This is a genomic window from Streptomyces sp. NBC_01006 (assembly GCF_045162725.1).
GTDB lineage: Bacteria > Actinomycetota > Actinomycetes > Streptomycetales > Streptomycetaceae > Streptomyces.
In genome coordinates this window covers 4,490,049-4,505,944 of record NZ_CP108700.1, presented here as the reverse complement: position 1 = coordinate 4,505,944, position 15,896 = coordinate 4,490,049, and the positions used below count along the sequence as shown (strand labels likewise).

The 15,896-nt window shown below is 68.3% G+C and carries 15 protein-coding genes; 11 read left to right on the top strand and 4 right to left on the bottom strand.

The genetic code is table 11. The features are described from left to right. Positions 1-34 precede the first annotated feature (34 nt). The 3 genes from OG509_RS20605 (at position 35) to OG509_RS20595 (ending at position 3,193) form a co-directional block, all read left to right on the top strand. Positions 35-826, top strand: a complete 792-nt coding sequence (locus tag OG509_RS20605; protein WP_406183912.1) for a DUF2637 domain-containing protein — start codon at positions 35-37, stop codon at positions 824-826. An 822-nt stretch (positions 827-1,648) separates the two neighbouring features. Then, positions 1,649-2,083: an NUDIX domain-containing protein gene (locus OG509_RS20600; protein WP_406183911.1), complete on the top strand. Its 435-nt coding sequence runs from the start codon at positions 1,649-1,651 to the stop codon at positions 2,081-2,083. A gap of 99 nt (positions 2,084-2,182) precedes the next feature. After that, the gene (locus OG509_RS20595; RefSeq protein WP_406187637.1) at positions 2,183-3,193 is read left to right on the top strand and encodes an NAD-dependent epimerase/dehydratase family protein; all 1,011 of its coding nucleotides are present in this window, start codon (positions 2,183-2,185) and stop codon (positions 3,191-3,193) included. Between the two features lie 15 nt (positions 3,194-3,208). Here OG509_RS20595 and OG509_RS20590 read toward each other — a convergent pair whose 3' ends face one another. Next, entirely contained in the window at positions 3,209-4,531 is a 1,323-nt protein-coding gene (locus OG509_RS20590; protein ID WP_406183910.1) for a DNA-binding protein, read from the bottom strand. Positions 4,532-4,767: 236 nt separating this feature from the next. Here OG509_RS20590 and OG509_RS20585 point away from each other — a divergent pair, with 236 nt between their 5' ends. The 6 genes from OG509_RS20585 to OG509_RS20560 all read left to right on the top strand — a co-directional run bounded on the left by OG509_RS20585 (position 4,768) and on the right by OG509_RS20560 (position 8,758). Continuing rightward, positions 4,768-4,983 (top strand): hypothetical protein, encoded by a 216-nt coding sequence (locus OG509_RS20585; protein WP_406183909.1) that lies wholly within the window; start codon positions 4,768-4,770, stop codon positions 4,981-4,983. Further along, complete coding sequence (locus tag OG509_RS20580; RefSeq protein WP_406183907.1) at positions 4,980-5,252, top strand: hypothetical protein; 273 nt, start codon at positions 4,980-4,982, stop codon at positions 5,250-5,252. Before OG509_RS20585 ends, OG509_RS20580 begins: the two co-directional genes overlap by 4 nt. A 168-nt stretch (positions 5,253-5,420) precedes the next feature. After that, positions 5,421-5,780 (top strand): hypothetical protein, encoded by a 360-nt coding sequence (locus tag OG509_RS20575; RefSeq protein WP_266907177.1) that lies wholly within the window; start codon positions 5,421-5,423, stop codon positions 5,778-5,780. Positions 5,781-5,784: 4 nt separating this feature from the next. Beyond that, on the top strand, positions 5,785-7,086 hold the full coding sequence (locus OG509_RS20570; protein WP_406183906.1) for a radical SAM protein: 1,302 nt from the start codon (positions 5,785-5,787) through the stop codon (positions 7,084-7,086). Continuing rightward, entirely contained in the window at positions 7,083-7,961 is an 879-nt protein-coding gene (locus tag OG509_RS20565) for a radical SAM protein (protein WP_406183905.1), read from the top strand. The genes OG509_RS20570 and OG509_RS20565 overlap by 4 nt, the downstream gene beginning before the upstream one ends. 14 nt (positions 7,962-7,975) lie before the next feature. After that, complete coding sequence (locus OG509_RS20560; protein ID WP_406183903.1) at positions 7,976-8,758, top strand: hypothetical protein; 783 nt, start codon at positions 7,976-7,978, stop codon at positions 8,756-8,758. A 61-nt stretch (positions 8,759-8,819) separates the two neighbouring features. Here OG509_RS20560 and aspS read toward each other — a convergent pair whose 3' ends face one another. Next, a complete protein-coding gene (aspS, locus tag OG509_RS20555; protein ID WP_406183902.1) occupies positions 8,820-10,136 on the bottom strand; it encodes an aspartate--tRNA(Asn) ligase in 1,317 nt (438 codons plus the stop codon). 487 nt (positions 10,137-10,623) lie between these two features. On the opposite strand from aspS, the gene OG509_RS20550 reads away from it, so the two are divergent. Continuing rightward, positions 10,624-11,091, top strand: a complete 468-nt coding sequence (locus OG509_RS20550) for an NUDIX hydrolase (RefSeq protein ID WP_406183901.1) — start codon at positions 10,624-10,626, stop codon at positions 11,089-11,091. A 347-nt stretch (positions 11,092-11,438) separates the two neighbouring features. Here OG509_RS20550 and OG509_RS20545 read toward each other — a convergent pair. Next, positions 11,439-12,601 (bottom strand): IS3 family transposase gene (locus OG509_RS20545; RefSeq protein ID WP_331741652.1). Its coding sequence is split into 2 segments (ribosomal slippage): positions 11,439-12,314 and positions 12,317-12,601, totalling 1,161 coding nucleotides; the frame shifts between segments, so codons are not numbered across the junction. 72 nt (positions 12,602-12,673) lie between these two features. Here OG509_RS20545 and OG509_RS20540 point away from each other — a divergent pair. Beyond that, positions 12,674-13,246: a hypothetical protein gene (locus OG509_RS20540; protein WP_406183900.1), complete on the top strand. Its 573-nt coding sequence runs from the start codon at positions 12,674-12,676 to the stop codon at positions 13,244-13,246. 141 nt (positions 13,247-13,387) lie between these two features. Here OG509_RS20540 and OG509_RS20535 read toward each other — a convergent pair whose 3' ends face one another. Beyond that, positions 13,388-15,835, bottom strand: a complete 2,448-nt coding sequence (locus OG509_RS20535) for a WD40 repeat domain-containing protein (RefSeq protein WP_406183899.1) — start codon at positions 15,833-15,835, stop codon at positions 13,388-13,390. Between the last annotated feature and the right edge of the window lie 61 nt (positions 15,836-15,896).

Here is a 15,896-nt window from a genome sequence, read left to right as displayed (position 1 = left end):
CCAGCACACGGTGGAGGCCCTCTGGAAACCCCGCTTGACCTCACACGCGTACGCGCCCCTCCCCCGCACCACGGCGTGGGACCGGGCCGCGATCTTCGCCCTCGGCGCCGCCGGCTGCGCCCTCTCCTACGACGCGCTCCAGCAGATGGCTGTCGCCATCCACGTCCGCGGGTTCCTGACCTACCTCTTCCCGCTGGTGATCGACGGCTTCATCGCCTACGGCGTCCGCGCCCTCCTCGTACTGCGCACCGCGCCCTACCGCGCCCGCCTGTACGTATGGACGCTCTTCGCCACCGCCACGGCGGCCAGCATCTGGGCCAACGCTCTCCACGCCATCCGACTCAACCAGCTCGCTCCACCGGGCGGCGGCCTACGCCTGGGCGACGTCACCGTCGGCATCCTCTCCACCCTCGCCCCGCTCGCCCTCGCGGGCGCCGTGCACCTCCACATCCTCATCACCCGCCAATCCGGGACCGCACCCGACTCCGCCGTCGAGCCTCCTGCAGAACAGGACGCCGACCAGGCCACGGATCCAGATCCAGCTACCGGGGAGCAGCCTCCAGCCGGTCCACCAGCGGAGCCGAATGCCCCGCCCGACGAACCGCGCCGGACCCGGATCGGGCGTCCACCCGAGGCCGAGCTGGACGAATTGCTGGACCTGGTCCGCCCTGCCATGGACGCGCACAGAAAGCCGACCCGTGACTGGGTCCGCTCGATCATCCGGGACGCCGACCTCGGCATCAGCGGCTTACGCCTCACCCAGCTCATGACCACCTTGCGCGCGGACCACGCCGCCACCGATGGTCCTCGCACGCATCCCGAGTGACCCAAAGTCTCCGCAGGTCACAGCCCTGCTCTGGCCCGGACCAGGGCGGAGACCGCACGTCCGTCGACGAAAACCGGCCGGCATCCCGCTGTCCGGAACACGCCCTGCGCCGCCCTCAGACGGTGTTCCCCGGTCCGGACCCGGCCCTGCCGCGGACCACAGGCTCCCCGCCCATGCGGACCACCACCGCGCACGAGCCCATCAGCCCACGCATCCGGCCAGCACATGCACGACGGAAAGGCGAAGAACGCAGCCGTCACGGCAGCGGTCAGTAGCCACTCACCGACACCAGCACAGCAAGTTATCGGCCAAGACACTCTTCCCCGTTGGGGAAGGTGCCTTGGCCAGAGCCCGCCCCGGGGGTGGCGGGCCCGAACCAGCGCCGGGGGGCACTGGTCCGGGAGGTGGAAACCGGAGGCGGACCACAGCCGGAGCAGAAGCAGCCTCTGCGCCGACAGCACTCCGCACCGGTCACGTAGGCACGCCCCCTAGGCAGATCGCCCGCCCCATCGGCTCTGCTGGCCGGCCGGAAGACCTGGACACCGTCCTCGTCGCCGTCCGAAAGCACTTGGGCCGCGTCCAGGCGGCCACCAACTGCATGCTGAACCAATCCCAGGAAGGCACCGCCTTGCAGCAGCCAGACCTGCCGGAGTCCGACTCATCGACTGAATGACGCCGACTCGACAGCAAGTTGGAGGCCTGGGATCTTGAGCCTTCCCTGCCGCGCAGACGACGCACGGTCGGCCCAGGGATAAGTAGTCCTCGGCCCTGTACCGGGCCGGACCCAAGAATCAGCTCCTAGACCAAGTGGAGGCTTTCGCCGTGCCCGAGAAGGTCACGAAGGCAAAGGTCCTCGTCTACGTCGTGCGCGACGGGCACCTGCTGGTGTTCCGCCACACCGACTACTCCTACGAGGAAGTCGGCATCCAGGTCCCCGCAGGAAGCATCCGCCCCGGTGAGACCCCGGAGGCCGCCGCCCTGCGCGAGGCCCGCGAGGAGACCGGCCTGTCGGACTTCAAGATCGTCCGCAAACTCGGCGAGACCGAGTACGACATCAGCCCGTACCGGTTCGAGATCCAGCGCCGGCACGTCTTCCACCTGGAGCTCACCGAGCCGACCCCGGACCGGTGGATGAGCCAGGAGAACCACGACGGCGAGCAGGAGCCGACTCACTTCGAGTGCTTCTGGATCCCGCTGGAGGCCGCGCACATTCTCCAGTCCGGCCAGGGCGCCCTGCTGGGGCGCCTGTCCGACTAGCCAGTCATCCGGCCACAATCCGGGAAGGGCCGCCCTGAGAGCCGGGATGGTGCCCGTACGGTGCTTCGTGGCAGGGTCGACCCCATGCGGATTCTCGTGATGGGTGGCACCTGGTTCCTTGGTCGCGCGATCGTTGACGACGCACTTCGGCGCGGGTGGGACGTAACGACGTTCAACCGGGGCCGCTCCGGTGCGGTTGAGGGCGTCGGCACGGTCCGGGGTGACCGGACGAGTCCCGACGACCTGAAGCGGCTCGCCTCACAGGGGCCGTGGGATGCCGTGATCGACACGTCCAGCAGCGAGTTCCCGCCCCGTGATGTGCTCCTCGCCGCCGACATCCTGCGCCCGGCCGCCGCCCGGTGGGTGCACGTATCCACGGTGTCCGTCTATCAGGGCTGGCCCCACGACCCGCTCACCGAGGACTCCTCACTGTTGGAGTGCCCGCCGGACGCCGATGAGTCGTTCGGGTACACCGGCGCCGATGGCAGCCCGACGAAGTACGGGTTCCAGAAGGCAGGCGGGGAGGCTGCGGTGCGCGCCGCCTTCGGGAACGACGTCGTGTTCCTGCGGCCTGGAGTGATCTTGGGGCCTGGCGAGTACGTCGGCCGCCTCCCATGGTGGCTCACCCGTGCCCAGCGCGGCGGCCCGATCGTCGTCCCGGCACCGGCCGCCCAAACGATCCAGCCCGTGGACGTGCGGGACGTCGCCACCTTCGCCGTCGATCAGGCCGCTGGCACCGATGGCCCCGGCCAGGCGTTCAACATCGCCCACCCCGAAGGCATCAGCTGGGCCGACTTCATCGCCGAGTGCCTGGCCGTCACCGGTGGCACTGGCAGCCCGGCGTGGGCCGATGCGGCGGCACTTACCGCGCACGGTGTGAAGCAGTGGACAGAGCTCCCGCTGTGGCGCACCCACTCCGGAGTGTGGTCCGTTGACGCCTCCCGTGCCGTGGCGGCCGGGCTCCGCTGCCGTCCGCTCGCCGACACCATTGCCGACACCTGGGCGTGGATGCAGGCAGACGGTCGACCGGTCGAACACCCACGGTGGGACGAGCACGGAGTGGACCCGGCCAAGGAAGCCCTGATCCTCGCCGCCCTCGGCCACCGGTAGGAACAGGGAGCAGGGTCAGGGCTCGATGGCGAGGAGTCCGCTGCCTGTACCCAGCTGCCTCGGCGCCGAGAGGCGCCCGAATTCCTCGATCTGTTCGCCGAGGCTGACAGCCACCCGTGTCTCCCTGAACGCGGGGGCTGTCAGAGCCCGCCGCAAACCGCCGGTGCGCTCCAGCAGCCCCGCCACACGCTGTTCCGCCGGGATCGCCCACACCGTCTCCAGCGTCGCAGCCGCAGCGTCCAGGTCGCCCCGGAGTAGCTGCGCCGCTGCGAGGTCGGCCGCGGCCTTGCCTCGTACTGGTACCGACTGCCGGGCCGGCGGCCGGGAGGCGACCAGGTCCAGCGCCCGTCGCGCCGTCACCTCCGCCCCCGCTCCGTCACCGACAAGCAGGGCGGTGGTGCCGTTGGACATCAGCAGTCGCTCCTCGTTGAAGGCGAACTCACCGCCGACGTCATCGTGCAGGGCGTCTCGCTCGCCGCTGTCCTGCCGCGTGGACGCGACGAGCGCGCGGGTGGCCCGTTCACGGTCCCCGAGGTGTCCGTGGGCGCGGGCTTCGATGGACAGCAGCCGCCGCCTGGCAGTGTCGCCCAGACCGGCGTAGGCCAGCGCGGTCCGCGCGTGCCGTACGGCCTCCGAGGGACGGCCCGTGAAGTACGCACAGATCGCCAAGGAGCCGGTGGCGTAGGCCCGTAGAGGATCGAATCGGGCCATCTCCCCGTACAGGGCCGCCGACCGGGCGAGGCGTGCCGAGTCGTCCAGGGCGCCGAGGTCGAACGCGGCGGTCGACAGCAGCGCGCACGCCTGGCCCGCCACGATCAGCAGGTCCTGCTGCTGTACGGGCACCTTGGTGAGTCCACGTTGGTGCTCCGCCTCCGAGCGCAGGACCTTCGCCCGCCGGAACACGTCGAAGGCGCTCACGGCCCCGTACGAGCGGGCCAGGGACAGTGCGTCGTCACGGAGCTGGTCGATGGTCGTGTCGGATACGGACTGCGCGGCGGCAGCCCCCGCCTCATCGGCGGCGTCACGTGCGGTCATCGCGATTTCACTTTCGAGGTCGTACGCAGTGGAAGTCACCGATGTCGAGTTCGACAGAGCGGGCGGTGACCCGAACAGTGCCGCGGCCTCCACGTCGAAGAGCCGCTCCAGTACCCGACACGTGTCCGGCCCCGGCATGGTCTTGATCCGGCCCGAGGTCCACCGCCGGAACTGTGCCTCGGACACCGACAGGCCCTGCACGCCGGCCTGTGAGGCCGCGCGCTCGAACGCCGTGACGAAGTCCCTGTAACGCCAATGCCGCTGCTGGACTAAGACGCGCAGCAGCGTCGCCGGATCGTCCATCGGTCGCTCCCTCAAGGTCAGGAGACGGGCCACGTCGCGCCCCGCTCCACTTCGTGCCTACCTGTCAACGCCCCTGCTGCGCAATGGAATCCGAGCAGATGACATCGCGGAGCTACCTCCATGACACCTCGGTCACCCGGGCGAGGACCAGATGACACCCACCGCGTCGTGGCCGTGACACCCGTACCAGGGGGACTCTTACGTCACTTCGACGACCCCGGCGAAAGGGAGTGGACGTGAGCAGCCCCCGGCTTCCCCGACGAACCCCTGGCGCGACCAGCACGCACTACGAGGCCGTCGTGGCCCCGTACGTGGAGACTGACGCCGGCACCCCGCCGGAGCGTCGCGGTCTGCCCCGGGCCGCCGAGGCGTTCCGTAGCCGGAACGGCGATCCCTCCACCTGGAGCTCCGCGCAGTTCGACGCCTTCCTCGGCCTCGGGGGTGCCCAATGAGTCCGACCAGGGAGGCGAACGTCTGGGTCACAGAGGACACCGGGCACCGGCTCCTCGGCCAGGACGTCGCACACCCCGCCAGCGGACGTCGCGGAACCGTGGGCGCCGTCCTGATCTACGCATCGAAACTCACCGGCAGGCCGGTCAGAAAAGTGGCGCACATGCGCCCGCTGGACCACTCGGGTCGGGAATGGACCGCCGATCCGGACACCCTCCAGCTCCTCCAGCCGATCGCCCGCTCGGAACAGCCCAGCCGCACGAAGGGCTGAACAGGCTTCCCGCCCGGTGCTGATCAAGCGGTCGGCACCGGTGGGGAACGGCGCCCAGCGCGCCGTGCACGAAACCGGTCTGGTGCCATACGACACCGGACCGGCGGCACCAGAGCGGATCCAAGCTGCCCGTCCCGGGCAGTCACCCTTCCACCAAGGAGATCAGCTATGCCGAAGCCCAGGAAAGAGAAGCAGAACCACCTCATCTACGCGGACGTCGTGGACTCCAAGTCCAAGGCGGGCGTGTGGATGGGTGAGCGTGCTTCCTTCCGCGACAAGCAGGGCCGCATCCTGGAGGCCCTGAAGGACCGTACCGACTGGGTCAGTCTGGAAGGCGCGGTCATGGTCATCAGCACCGAGCCGGCCGGTCTCACGGTCATCGCGCCGAACCCGACGCTCCCCGGTGTGATCGTCCTCTCCGACGGCGGTTCCCCCGCGGCCTCCGCCCGGCTCCAGGCCGACGCCGAGGACAAGGTCCGCGCCGTCATGGCCGAGCTGGGCATCGCCGAAGAGGAAACGGCGGCCTGACCCAGTGGCCACTCCCCAGCCGCTGTGGGGGAAATACTTCCAGTACGACCGGGATGGGGAAGCTGTCCTCCTCGACCCGGTCACGCTGGAGAGTGTGCTTCTCGACTCCGGCGAGGTCTCTGACCTCGCCGGGGTCCCCCCGACCGCGACACACTTAGCCCTCGCAGGGCTCGGCTTCACCCAGGACAGCCCCTCGGCCGACCGCCGTGAAGCACTCCACCACCGCCTCCACACCCTGGGCATCGACCCGACGCCGCGCAGGATCAGCGGCCTGCGGGTGGTGCTCACCGACCGCTGCAACATGGCCTGCACGTACTGCTTCGTCGACACCAACACCGGCAAGCCGGACATGACGGAGCAGGAGCTCGCCGCCGGCCTGGAGTTCCTGTTCGCACAGAACGCCGGGCAGGAGGAGGTCTCGATCCAGTGGTTCGGCGGCGAGCCGACCATCCGTTTCGACCTCATGCAGTACGGCGACGAACTCGCCGACACTCTCGCTGCCCGCTACGGCGTCGAGCGGGTCCGGCGCACAGTCGTCACCAACGGCGCTCGCCTGACGGACGAGGCCCTCGACCACTTCGTACAGCGCGAGTACGGGGTGGGCATCTCCATCGACGGCCCTCCGGGGATCAACTCGGCGAACCGACTCCTCCTCGGCGGGCAGCCCGCAGACGACCGCATCCGCCGAAACGTCCGGCGCCTGGTCGAGGCGAAGGGCCTGCACGTCGGCTGCAACCTCACCCCGACGGCGTCGAACATCGGGCGCCTGGCCGAGAGCGTGCAGTGGATCATCGACGACCTCGGCCTCAAGTTCATCTACGTCAACACGCCCATCCCCACCGGCGGCGAGTGGCGGGTGAACGGCGCCGACTTGGCCCGGGAGCTCTACGAGGCCCGCCTGACCGCACTCGGCAAGGGCGGGATGCTCTTCTCCGTCCTCGACCGGGCCTTCCAGGCCCTCGATACCCGCCGGCCGATGCTCTTCGACCACATGCAGGGCGACCGCAGCCTCAACGCCGCCTTGCTGCCAGGCAACCGGGTCAGCGTGTGCGACATCAACTTCACCGAGCCCGAGTTCCTCCACACACTCGATGAGCTGCGGTCGGATCCCAGCCGCCTTACAAAGGCGACGAAGAAAGTCGCGCCGATCCCCGCGTGCGGCGACTGCCCGGCGCTGGCCATCTGCGGCGGCCCGTCCCGCAACGAACAGGCGCTCATCGGCGGCAGCACACCCGACCCGCAGATGTGCGCCTTCTACACCAGCACCGTGGCCATCGCGGTGTGGGACAACACGGGGGTCCAATGAGCACCCCCGTCCGTACGGCGCTGGTCTCGACGGCGGGGCACTGCGAGGTCGCGTGCAGTTTCTGCTTCCGGGCCGACCGCGCCCGCGGCTTCCTCACCACCGCGACGTACACGCGTGCCCTGTCGCGGCTGAAGGAGACCGGGGTCGAGGGCGTGTGCCTCACGGGCGGTGAGCCGACCCACCACCCGGACCTCCGGCAGCTCGTCCGCCTGGCCCTCCAGTTCGGCATGACGGTGTCCATGGTGACCTCGGCCCGCTCGGAGGCTGAGGTCACCGCCCTCGCGGAGGTCGGCCACCTTCTGACCAACGTGACCGTCTCCGCAGACTCGCAGGGCGCGATGACGCTCGGCCGCACCACCCGGAGTGCGGCCTCAGCGGTCGCGACGCTGGACGCCGTCGACACCCCCTCGAAGGTCCTTCACCTCACCTACTGGGATGTGGACGACGAGGAAGCCGCCCAGCTCGCCGACCTCGTAGCGGGAACGGGGATCGACATCCAGTTGAGCCCCGTCCTCCTCTCCGAAAGCGCCCTGCGCCGGGACAGCCGATCACTCCAGGACTCCCTGATGCAGAGGGCGCGCGACACGGCGGCACTCGACCAGTACTTCCGCCTGTCCAACGGATACCGGTCCTACCTCGACGGCCTGCGGCAGCTACAGCTGTCCAAGGAGGAGAGTCACCCCTGTCGGTCGGCCACCCTCTACATGTCGGCTGACGGCGAGGTGCGGCACTGCCCCTACGGAGCCTCCGAGGTCAGTGTCCACGCCCCACGTACCGAGATCCGGGCCTTCCTCGACGCGCCGGCCACGGACCGCGTCGTACCCGACTGCGCCGCCATCTGCCGCCCCGCGTCCCGCGACTGCGCGGCGGCCTGACCTTGGGGGTCCACGTGCAACCGTCGGTCTCCGTCACCGATCCCGACGACTTCAACAGCCACTGGAGGCAGCCGCCGAACTTCCGTATGCAGGTCCCGTTCGACTACCTGTTCCTGCCGGCGATCGACATCCTCGACCACGTCCGCCGGGACGAGGAGGTGCGGTTCACGGTCCTCGGCGAGGACGACTGGAAGGTGCGCATGGACCGCACCGCCACGTTCCGGACGGCCCCGGTCGAGGAGATCGCCACGTGGCCGTTCCGCCTGGTGCACTTCAACCTCGCCCGGTTCTACGGCGAGATCCTGACCGGCTTCCAGGACGAGGTCATGGTGCCTTGGCGCACCTATCTGTCGTCGCAGGGATTCACGTGGCAGCGGTGCGCGCCCATCCTTTTCCTGTCCACCGAAGGGGCGGCCTCGACCTACCACAACGACAACTCGCACGGTCTGGTGTGGCAGGTCCAAGGGGTCAAGACCTTCCACAGCTACCACAACCCCGACAAACACCTGTCCCCCGAAGCCGCAGTCCTCGGTGAGACCACCGCTGAGGATCCCCCGCCGCACGACGAGGCGGCCCGGCAGTCGGTGACTATGCAGCCCGGCGACCAGCTGTGGAGCCACGCCCTGACCCCGCACTGGGTCACCACCGAATCGACGCTCGCGCTCAGCGTCACCCTCTCCCACGGCGGCCTCTCCCGCCGCGGCCGATACGCCGACCGCGAGCTGGCCCTGCGCGACCACTGGGACAAGAACCCCGCCGAGCCATGGACCCTCGACCTCGGCCACACCCGGTACTGAGCGAGCCCCTGCTGCCTCACCGCCAGACAGGCGGTGGGGCAGCGGTGCGTCTACCCCTGGCTCAGGGGGTCAGTCGGTTCGGTCCCCGGAACAGGAACGCGGCCTCGCGGATCGAGTCCAGGCCGAGCATGACCATCAGGATCCGGCCCAGCCCGGCGCCGAGGCCGCCGTGGGGCGGGCAGCCGAAGCGGAAGATGTTCATGTAGTCCTGCATCGGCTCGGTGTCCATGCTCTTCTCCTCGGCCTGCTTGAGGAGCACGTCGGAGCGGTGCTCTCGCTGGGCCCCGGTGGTGATCTCCAGGCCCTTCCAGAGCAGGTCGAAGCTGAGCGTGAGGTCCGGCCGGTCCGCCGGACGCATGTGGTAGAAGGGCCGGATGCTGGCCGGGTAGTGCGTGATGAACACGAACTCGTGGCCCGTGAGCTGCTTCATGTGGGCGGCGATGGTGCGCTCACCTTCCGGGTCCAGGTCCTCCTTGACGCCTTCGGGGTCCCAGCCGCCGGCCCGCAGGATCTCCTGTGCCTCGGCCATCGTGATCCTGGGGAACGGTGCCTCCGGCACGACGACCTCGATGCCGAAGACGTCCCGGATCGCCTCCCCGTGAACCTCGGCGACCTTCGCGATGGCGTGGGCGAGCATCCGCTCCTCGAACGCCATCACGTCCTCGACGTCGTCGATCCACGACAGCTCGACGTCCACGCCGGTGAACTCGGTCGCGTGGCGTGAGGTGTACGACGGCTCGGCGCGGAAGACAGGCCCGATCTCGAAGACCCGGTCGATGCCCGCGGCCACGGCCATCTGCTTGTAGAACTGCGGCGACTGCGCGAGATAGGCGGACCGGTCGAAGTACCCGAGCTTGAACACCTCCGCCCCGGATTCCGAGGCGGTGCCCATCAGCTTCGGCGTGTGCATCTCCGTGCAGCTGTTCTCCATGGCGTACTCGCGCAGCCCCTGCTCCAGAGTCGTCTGCGCGGCGAACACCATCTGCGCGGTCGCCCGCTTGCGTACGTCGAGGAACCGCCAGTCGAGCCGGTGCTCGGGGCCGGTGTGCTCGTCGATCGGCAGCGGCGTCTCCGCCCGGTTCAGCACCTCGATCGTCTCGGGGACGATCTCCAGGCCACCCAGGTTGACCTGGGCCGCCTCGACGACGCGGCCGGTGATCCGGACGGCGGACTCAGGGGTAAGCGATTCGATGACGGCTTCGAGCGGGCCGCCGTCGCGCTTGTGGGTCACCTGGGCCATGCCGGAGTGGTCCCGCAGGATGACGAACTGCATCTTGCGTTGCAGCCGGAGTGCGTTCACCCAGCCGGAGACGGTGACGGTCTTGTCGAGGTGTGCGCGTAGGTCAGCAGCCAGTACGCGGCTAGTGGTGTGGATCATCGCAGCCCTCCAGGGGCGTCGTCATGATCCCTTGGAAGCGTGGGCGAGAAGGGTACTCGCGGTGCCACCACGCCTTTGCCACCGCCAGAAAGCGGCGGCCTCATTCAGCCCGATGACGGGGGCAAACCGGCGGGGCATTGGGCCCGGGGGCCTTTCCTCCCCGCGCTCGGGAGGGTCTTCACCATGGGCACGAGTCCGCCTTCCCAGCTACCGGCGGCTCTCTCTGCTCGCGTGATCCGCGGCTACTCGTCTCCGTCGACGCGTTGGTCACGAGGATAGGGATGCCACAAGCCCCTCGCAACGGATTCAGGGCGGTGGCGCGCCAGGTGGCCGGATGGCACCCCTGCCGAGGCCAGATAGGACGCCCCTTCTTCCATCGCTGCCGTGCAAGGCCGTCACGAGTGCGCGGGAACTACGATCGGGCCGCGAAGCCGTCCGGGCCGCTCGCGGCCTTGGACTCCCGACCAGGAGGGGACCGCCGCCGCACATGGGTAGGACTGAGTACTACAATGACCCCACCGCACCGAAGGCCAACACCCTCATCCCTGCGAGCAACCTGCTCGTCATCGACGACAACGGCGCCATCCTGCTCCAGCGCCGCCGGGACACCGGCCAGTGGGCGCTGCCCGGCGGCGCCCAGGACATCGGCGAGACCGCCGCCGAGTGCGCTGTACGCGAGTGCCTGGAGGAGACCGGCATCGTCGCCGAGATCACCGGCTTCCTCGGCATCTACACCAACCCCCGCCACATCGTGGCGTACACCGACGGTGAGATCCGCCAGCAGTACGAGAACACCTACATCGGCCGCCCCGTCGGCGGCGAACCCACGATCAACGACGAGGCAGACGGCGTCCGCTTCATCCAGCCCGCCGACCTCGACCAATACGACATCCACGCCAGCATGCGCCAGCAGATCGGCGACTACCTCGCTGGCACGTACCCCTACCTGGGCTGAGCCGCCAGCGCCGCCTCCACTGCAAAGATCCGTACGTGAGGCTGCCTGGACACCACCCGCTACATGTGGCTGGTTCCGGGACGACATCAACTCGGTGCTTCGAAGCCGTTCGGGCTGTCGCGCAGACTTGGTAGCCGGGCCGTCTCCCTCAGTCAGCTGGGTAGGAGGATCGGCTGTGCGACACGATCTCGTAGACCGGCCGATGTCTTCATAGAAGCCCCGCTGTACCAAATCTCCGGAATGATGACAGGCATGATTCCTACGTTCGATGTCGAAATTCGCCACGACTATGACGTGGCCGACCTACGGACAGACGGGTCTGGTGCAGGTTCGGGTGACAGGTTCGGTCACGCGGCCTGGAGGGCCGGTGTGGTCATGACGGTCTCGAATTCGACGGGGGTCAGCCGGCCGAGTGCGGCTTGTCTGCGGCGTCGGTGGTAGGTCCGCTCGATCCAGGTGACGATCGCGATCCGCAGTTCCTCGCGTGTGGTCCAGCTGCGGCGGTCGAGCACGTTTTTCTGCAGCAGGCTGAAGAAGGACTCCATGGCCGCGTTGTCGCCGGCTGCCCCGACTCTCCCTATCGATCCGGCCATCCGGTGGCGGTCGAGCGCCCGGACGAATTTCCGGGACCGGAACTGCGATCCGCGATCGCTGTGCAGGATGCATCCGTCGACGTGTCCACGCCGGGCCACGGCGTTGTCCAGGGCGGTCACGGCCAGGCGGGACTTCATCCGTACGTCGATGGAGTAGCCCACGATCCTGTTGCTGAAGACATCCTTGATCGCGCAGAGGTACAGCTTGCCGTCGCCGGTGGCATGTTCGGTGATGTCGGCGAGCCACAACCGGTTCGGGCCACTCGCGGTGAAGTTGCGGCTCACGAGATCGTCGTGCACCGGCGGGCCGGCCTTCTTGCCCCGGCCGCGTTTCTTGCCGAACACGCTCCACCAGCGGTTCTCCCGGCAGATCCGCCACGCGGTCCGGTCCGCCATCCGGGCCCCGGCATCGCGTGCTTCGTCGGCCAGGAACCGGTAGCCGAACTCCGGGTCCTCGCGGTGAGCGTCGAAGAGCGCGTTCGCGCGATACGCCTCAGCGAGGACGGCGTCGGCCACCGGCTTGTCGAGCCAGCGGTAGTACGGCTGTCTGGCGAGCTTGAGCACCCGGCACGTCACCGAGACGGGCGTTCCGTCCGCGGCCAGCTCTTTCACGAGCGGGTAGATCCTTTTCCCGGCAGATGCGCCTGCGACAGATAGGCCGCGGCCCGGCGCAGGACCTCGTTCTCCTGCTCCAGCAGCTTGATCCGCCGACGTGCGTCCCGCAGTTCCGCGTTCTCCTGGCTGGTGGTCCCGGCCTTGGTCCCGTCATCGATGTCCGCCCGGCGCATCCATTTCCACAACGTCATCGGGTGGACCCCGAAGTCGGTGGCGACCTGCTCGACCGTCACACCCGGGCCACGGTTCCGCGCGACCCGCACGACGTCCTGGCGGAACTCTTCCGGATAGGGCTTGGGCACAGCGACATCCTTCCCACCTGCCCTACAGGGCAAGCCACTTCAGATGTCACCCGATCGTGCGGCAGACCCGACTTGACCGCCGAGCAGGTAGCCAGTGGCTTCACTGACCACCACGGGTACGAGAGCCTCGGCCTGCCCAGTTGGCAGGACGTCGCGGAGTGCCTCAGCGCTGAGACTGAGATCCTCGCGCAGGCCAGACAGTCGAGTGCGCCGGATGGCATCAAGGAAGTACTTGACGCGATCGACGACGAGGACGGGGATGGGGTGGAGTTCGCCGAGTTCATGGCGGCGTTCTACGGGAACGACGTCGGAGTGGCTGGCCTGAGCTTGGCCCTCAGCGCGGCTCGGGGAGCCACCTTCTACTCCTGCTCCAGCGGTCTCGATAGTCACCACCATGCCGAGTACCCGATGGTGGGCGTCGTGCCTGACGCTCAGCGAGCGTGCCTGCTCGCCGAACTCGCGGAACGCGCCGGCTGCGGAATCGGACAGCAGTGGGGCCGCTGGTACCTCTACGCCGAGTCGGTGAGTGCTACGCACGCCCTTGGGCAGTTGATCCTGGAACAGCGAGACGCGTTCGACGCGCTTCCCGAGCCGAAGTGGGTCGATGGCCTTGTGGAGCAGCTCGAGAGGATCAACGACTACTGATCTGACCTCCTGGAAGCCCGCAGAGCCCGCCGAGCAAGCGTGCTACCCCTCCCTGAGCCCAGGAACTGGTCATCAGCGGGGTGCGACCTGGTCATCCTTGGTCAGAATAGGCCGCAGGTTGTCCACTCGGCTCCTGTCAGATCAACCTTGGGCTCCAGGCAGGCTGCTTGCCGCCGGAGGCACCCACAGCCGAACGGTCCGGTCGACGCTAGCGCTGGCGAGCACGGAGCTGTCCGGCGAGAAGGTGACAGCCGTCACTGCGCCGTGGTGACCGACGAGAGCGTCTCCGACAGGTTGGTGGGTGACAGGATCCCAAAGGCGGACGGTGCGATCGTCGCTGGCCGTAGCTAGTAGGCCGCCATCGGGAGAGAAAACCAGGGCCGCAACAGCATCATCATGGCCCTTCAGGGGCTTTCCTACCGGCTGGTGGGTGGGTACGTCCCACAGTTGAACCAAGTGATCATCTCCAGCGGTAGCGATCAGGCTGCCGTCGGGCGAAAAGCCCACAGAGGTGACGGAGCCACCGTGGCCGTCCAGGAGCTTGCCTGTTGACACTCGGCTCGTGGAGTCCCACAGCCACACCGTGCCGGCGTCGGTGGCGGTTGCGATCAACCTGCCGTCGGGGGAGAACGCGATGCCGGTGACGAGCCCGTCGTGGCCGGTCAACGGGTCACCCGCGGCTTGCTGGGTGGTTGGCACCCACAGCCGTACGGCGCCTCCGTCATTGGCGACGGCGAGGAGGGTTCCGGTGGGCGAGAAGACCACTGACGTGATGGGGCCGAGGTGGTCGGTCAAAGGGCTGCCCGCTGGCGTCCGAGTGGCCGCATCCCATAGACGTACCGCGCCGCCACGGTCCGCCGTGGCGATCAGGGTGCCGTCGGGAGAGAAGGTCACCGCACTCACGGAGTCACGGTGATTGGTCAGGGGCCGGCCGACTGATCGCCGACTGGCTGGGTCCCAGAAGCGCACCGTATCGTCAGCGCCGGCAGTCGCGAGTTGGGTCCCGTCCGGGGAGAACACCACAGCGCGGACCGCGTCGCGGTGCCCGACCATAGGCGCCAAGGAAATGGCTTCCCCGTTCTTGAGTGCGGTGAGGACACTTCTGCTGGCGAGCCCCCGTGCGGTCAGGAAATCAAGCCGGGTACGTGGTTCGGCGCGCTGTGTGATCAGGTTCTCGTGCGGGTCGCTTTCATGCCGCGCACGCTGTGTCGGAACCGACACTGGCAGGATGTCCTCGGCCGTCCACAGCCGCACCGTGCCATCAAATCCGGCGGTGGCGAGCAACCCGCCATCGGGGGCAAAAGCTACGGCTGTGGCCTTGCCGGCATGGCCGATTAGGGGCGCGCCGACAGCCTGCCCGGTGGCGGGATCCCAAAGCCGCACCACTCCATCGAAGTCGGTGGTGGCGAGCAGTTTGCCATCAGGGGAGAACGCTACGGCCGTGGCGGAGCCGGTGTGTCCTGTGAGGGGCGCTCCGACTGTCCGTCGGGTCGCGGGATTCCAAAGGCGCACCGTGCCGTCGTCACTGGCGGTGGCGAGCAGGTCGCCGTCAGGGGAGAAGGCGACCGATCTGACGGCGCCTGAGTGGCCCATCAGGGGTTTGCCGACTGTACGGCGAGTTGTCGGGTCCCAAAGGTGCACCATGCCGTCGAAGCTCGCCGTAGCGAACAGCCCACCGTCAGGGGAGAACCTCACCGCTGTGACGGGTCCGGAGTGGCCGGCCAGCGGCTTGCCTATGGGTTCGTGGCTGAATCGATCCCATAGGCGTACCGTGCAATCGAAGCTGGCGGCGGCCAGCAGACTGCCGTCGGGGGAGAACGCCACCTCCGTGACCGCGACATCCTCCGTGGTAAGGAACGCTTTGACCTCCTCGTGGGTGCCGGGATCCCAAAGGGTCACCTCACCGTAGTCGTTGGCCGTCGCGAGCAAGCTGCCATCGGGGGAGAACACGACCGACCGCGTGATGTTCGCGCGACCAAGCAGGGGCTCACCGACCGCTTCTTGGGTGGCCGGGTCCCAGAGCGTCACCACTCCAGATGCGCTAGCGGTTGCCATCAGGTTGTCAGCGGAGCGAAACGCCACTGACCACACGAAACCGGAGTGTGGAAGCGTCGGCGACTCGGGACGAGATCTTGAGCCCCGACCGCCCACCACGGATGCGGCCGAGTTCGCCAAATGTACTGGCGTATCGGAGAGCGACGCGTTGGGCGAGGCGTTAGCCGGGACGGGCGTCCGCATGGACTTGGATGCCGAGCGCGCGTGGCGGACCCTAACGCGTAGCTTTTCGAGTCGGGTCCACTCCGCGCGCCACCACTCGACTGTCGGATGATCTCGGCCTACTGGACGGCTGCCGTTCGAGATGCTGAGAAGTGTCTGGACGAGCGCGATGAGGAAGTCGAGGCGGGGCAGACGTTTCGCGTTAAGGGCTTCACTGATCGCGGAGGCTGACAACGTCTGCCCCGGAGGCGCGGCACGGCTGATCGCGCGTTGGGCCGGTTTGCCGCAATCGATCCGCAGCGTCTCGAGATTGGAGGCGAAGTCCTCGAGTTCGCGCTGGAACACGGCTCCCGGAGCGTCCTCGTCCGCCACGTACGTCCCCCTGATGGTCTGTGGGATTCAGCGTAGGACGCGGTTTACCGAACAGGACCGA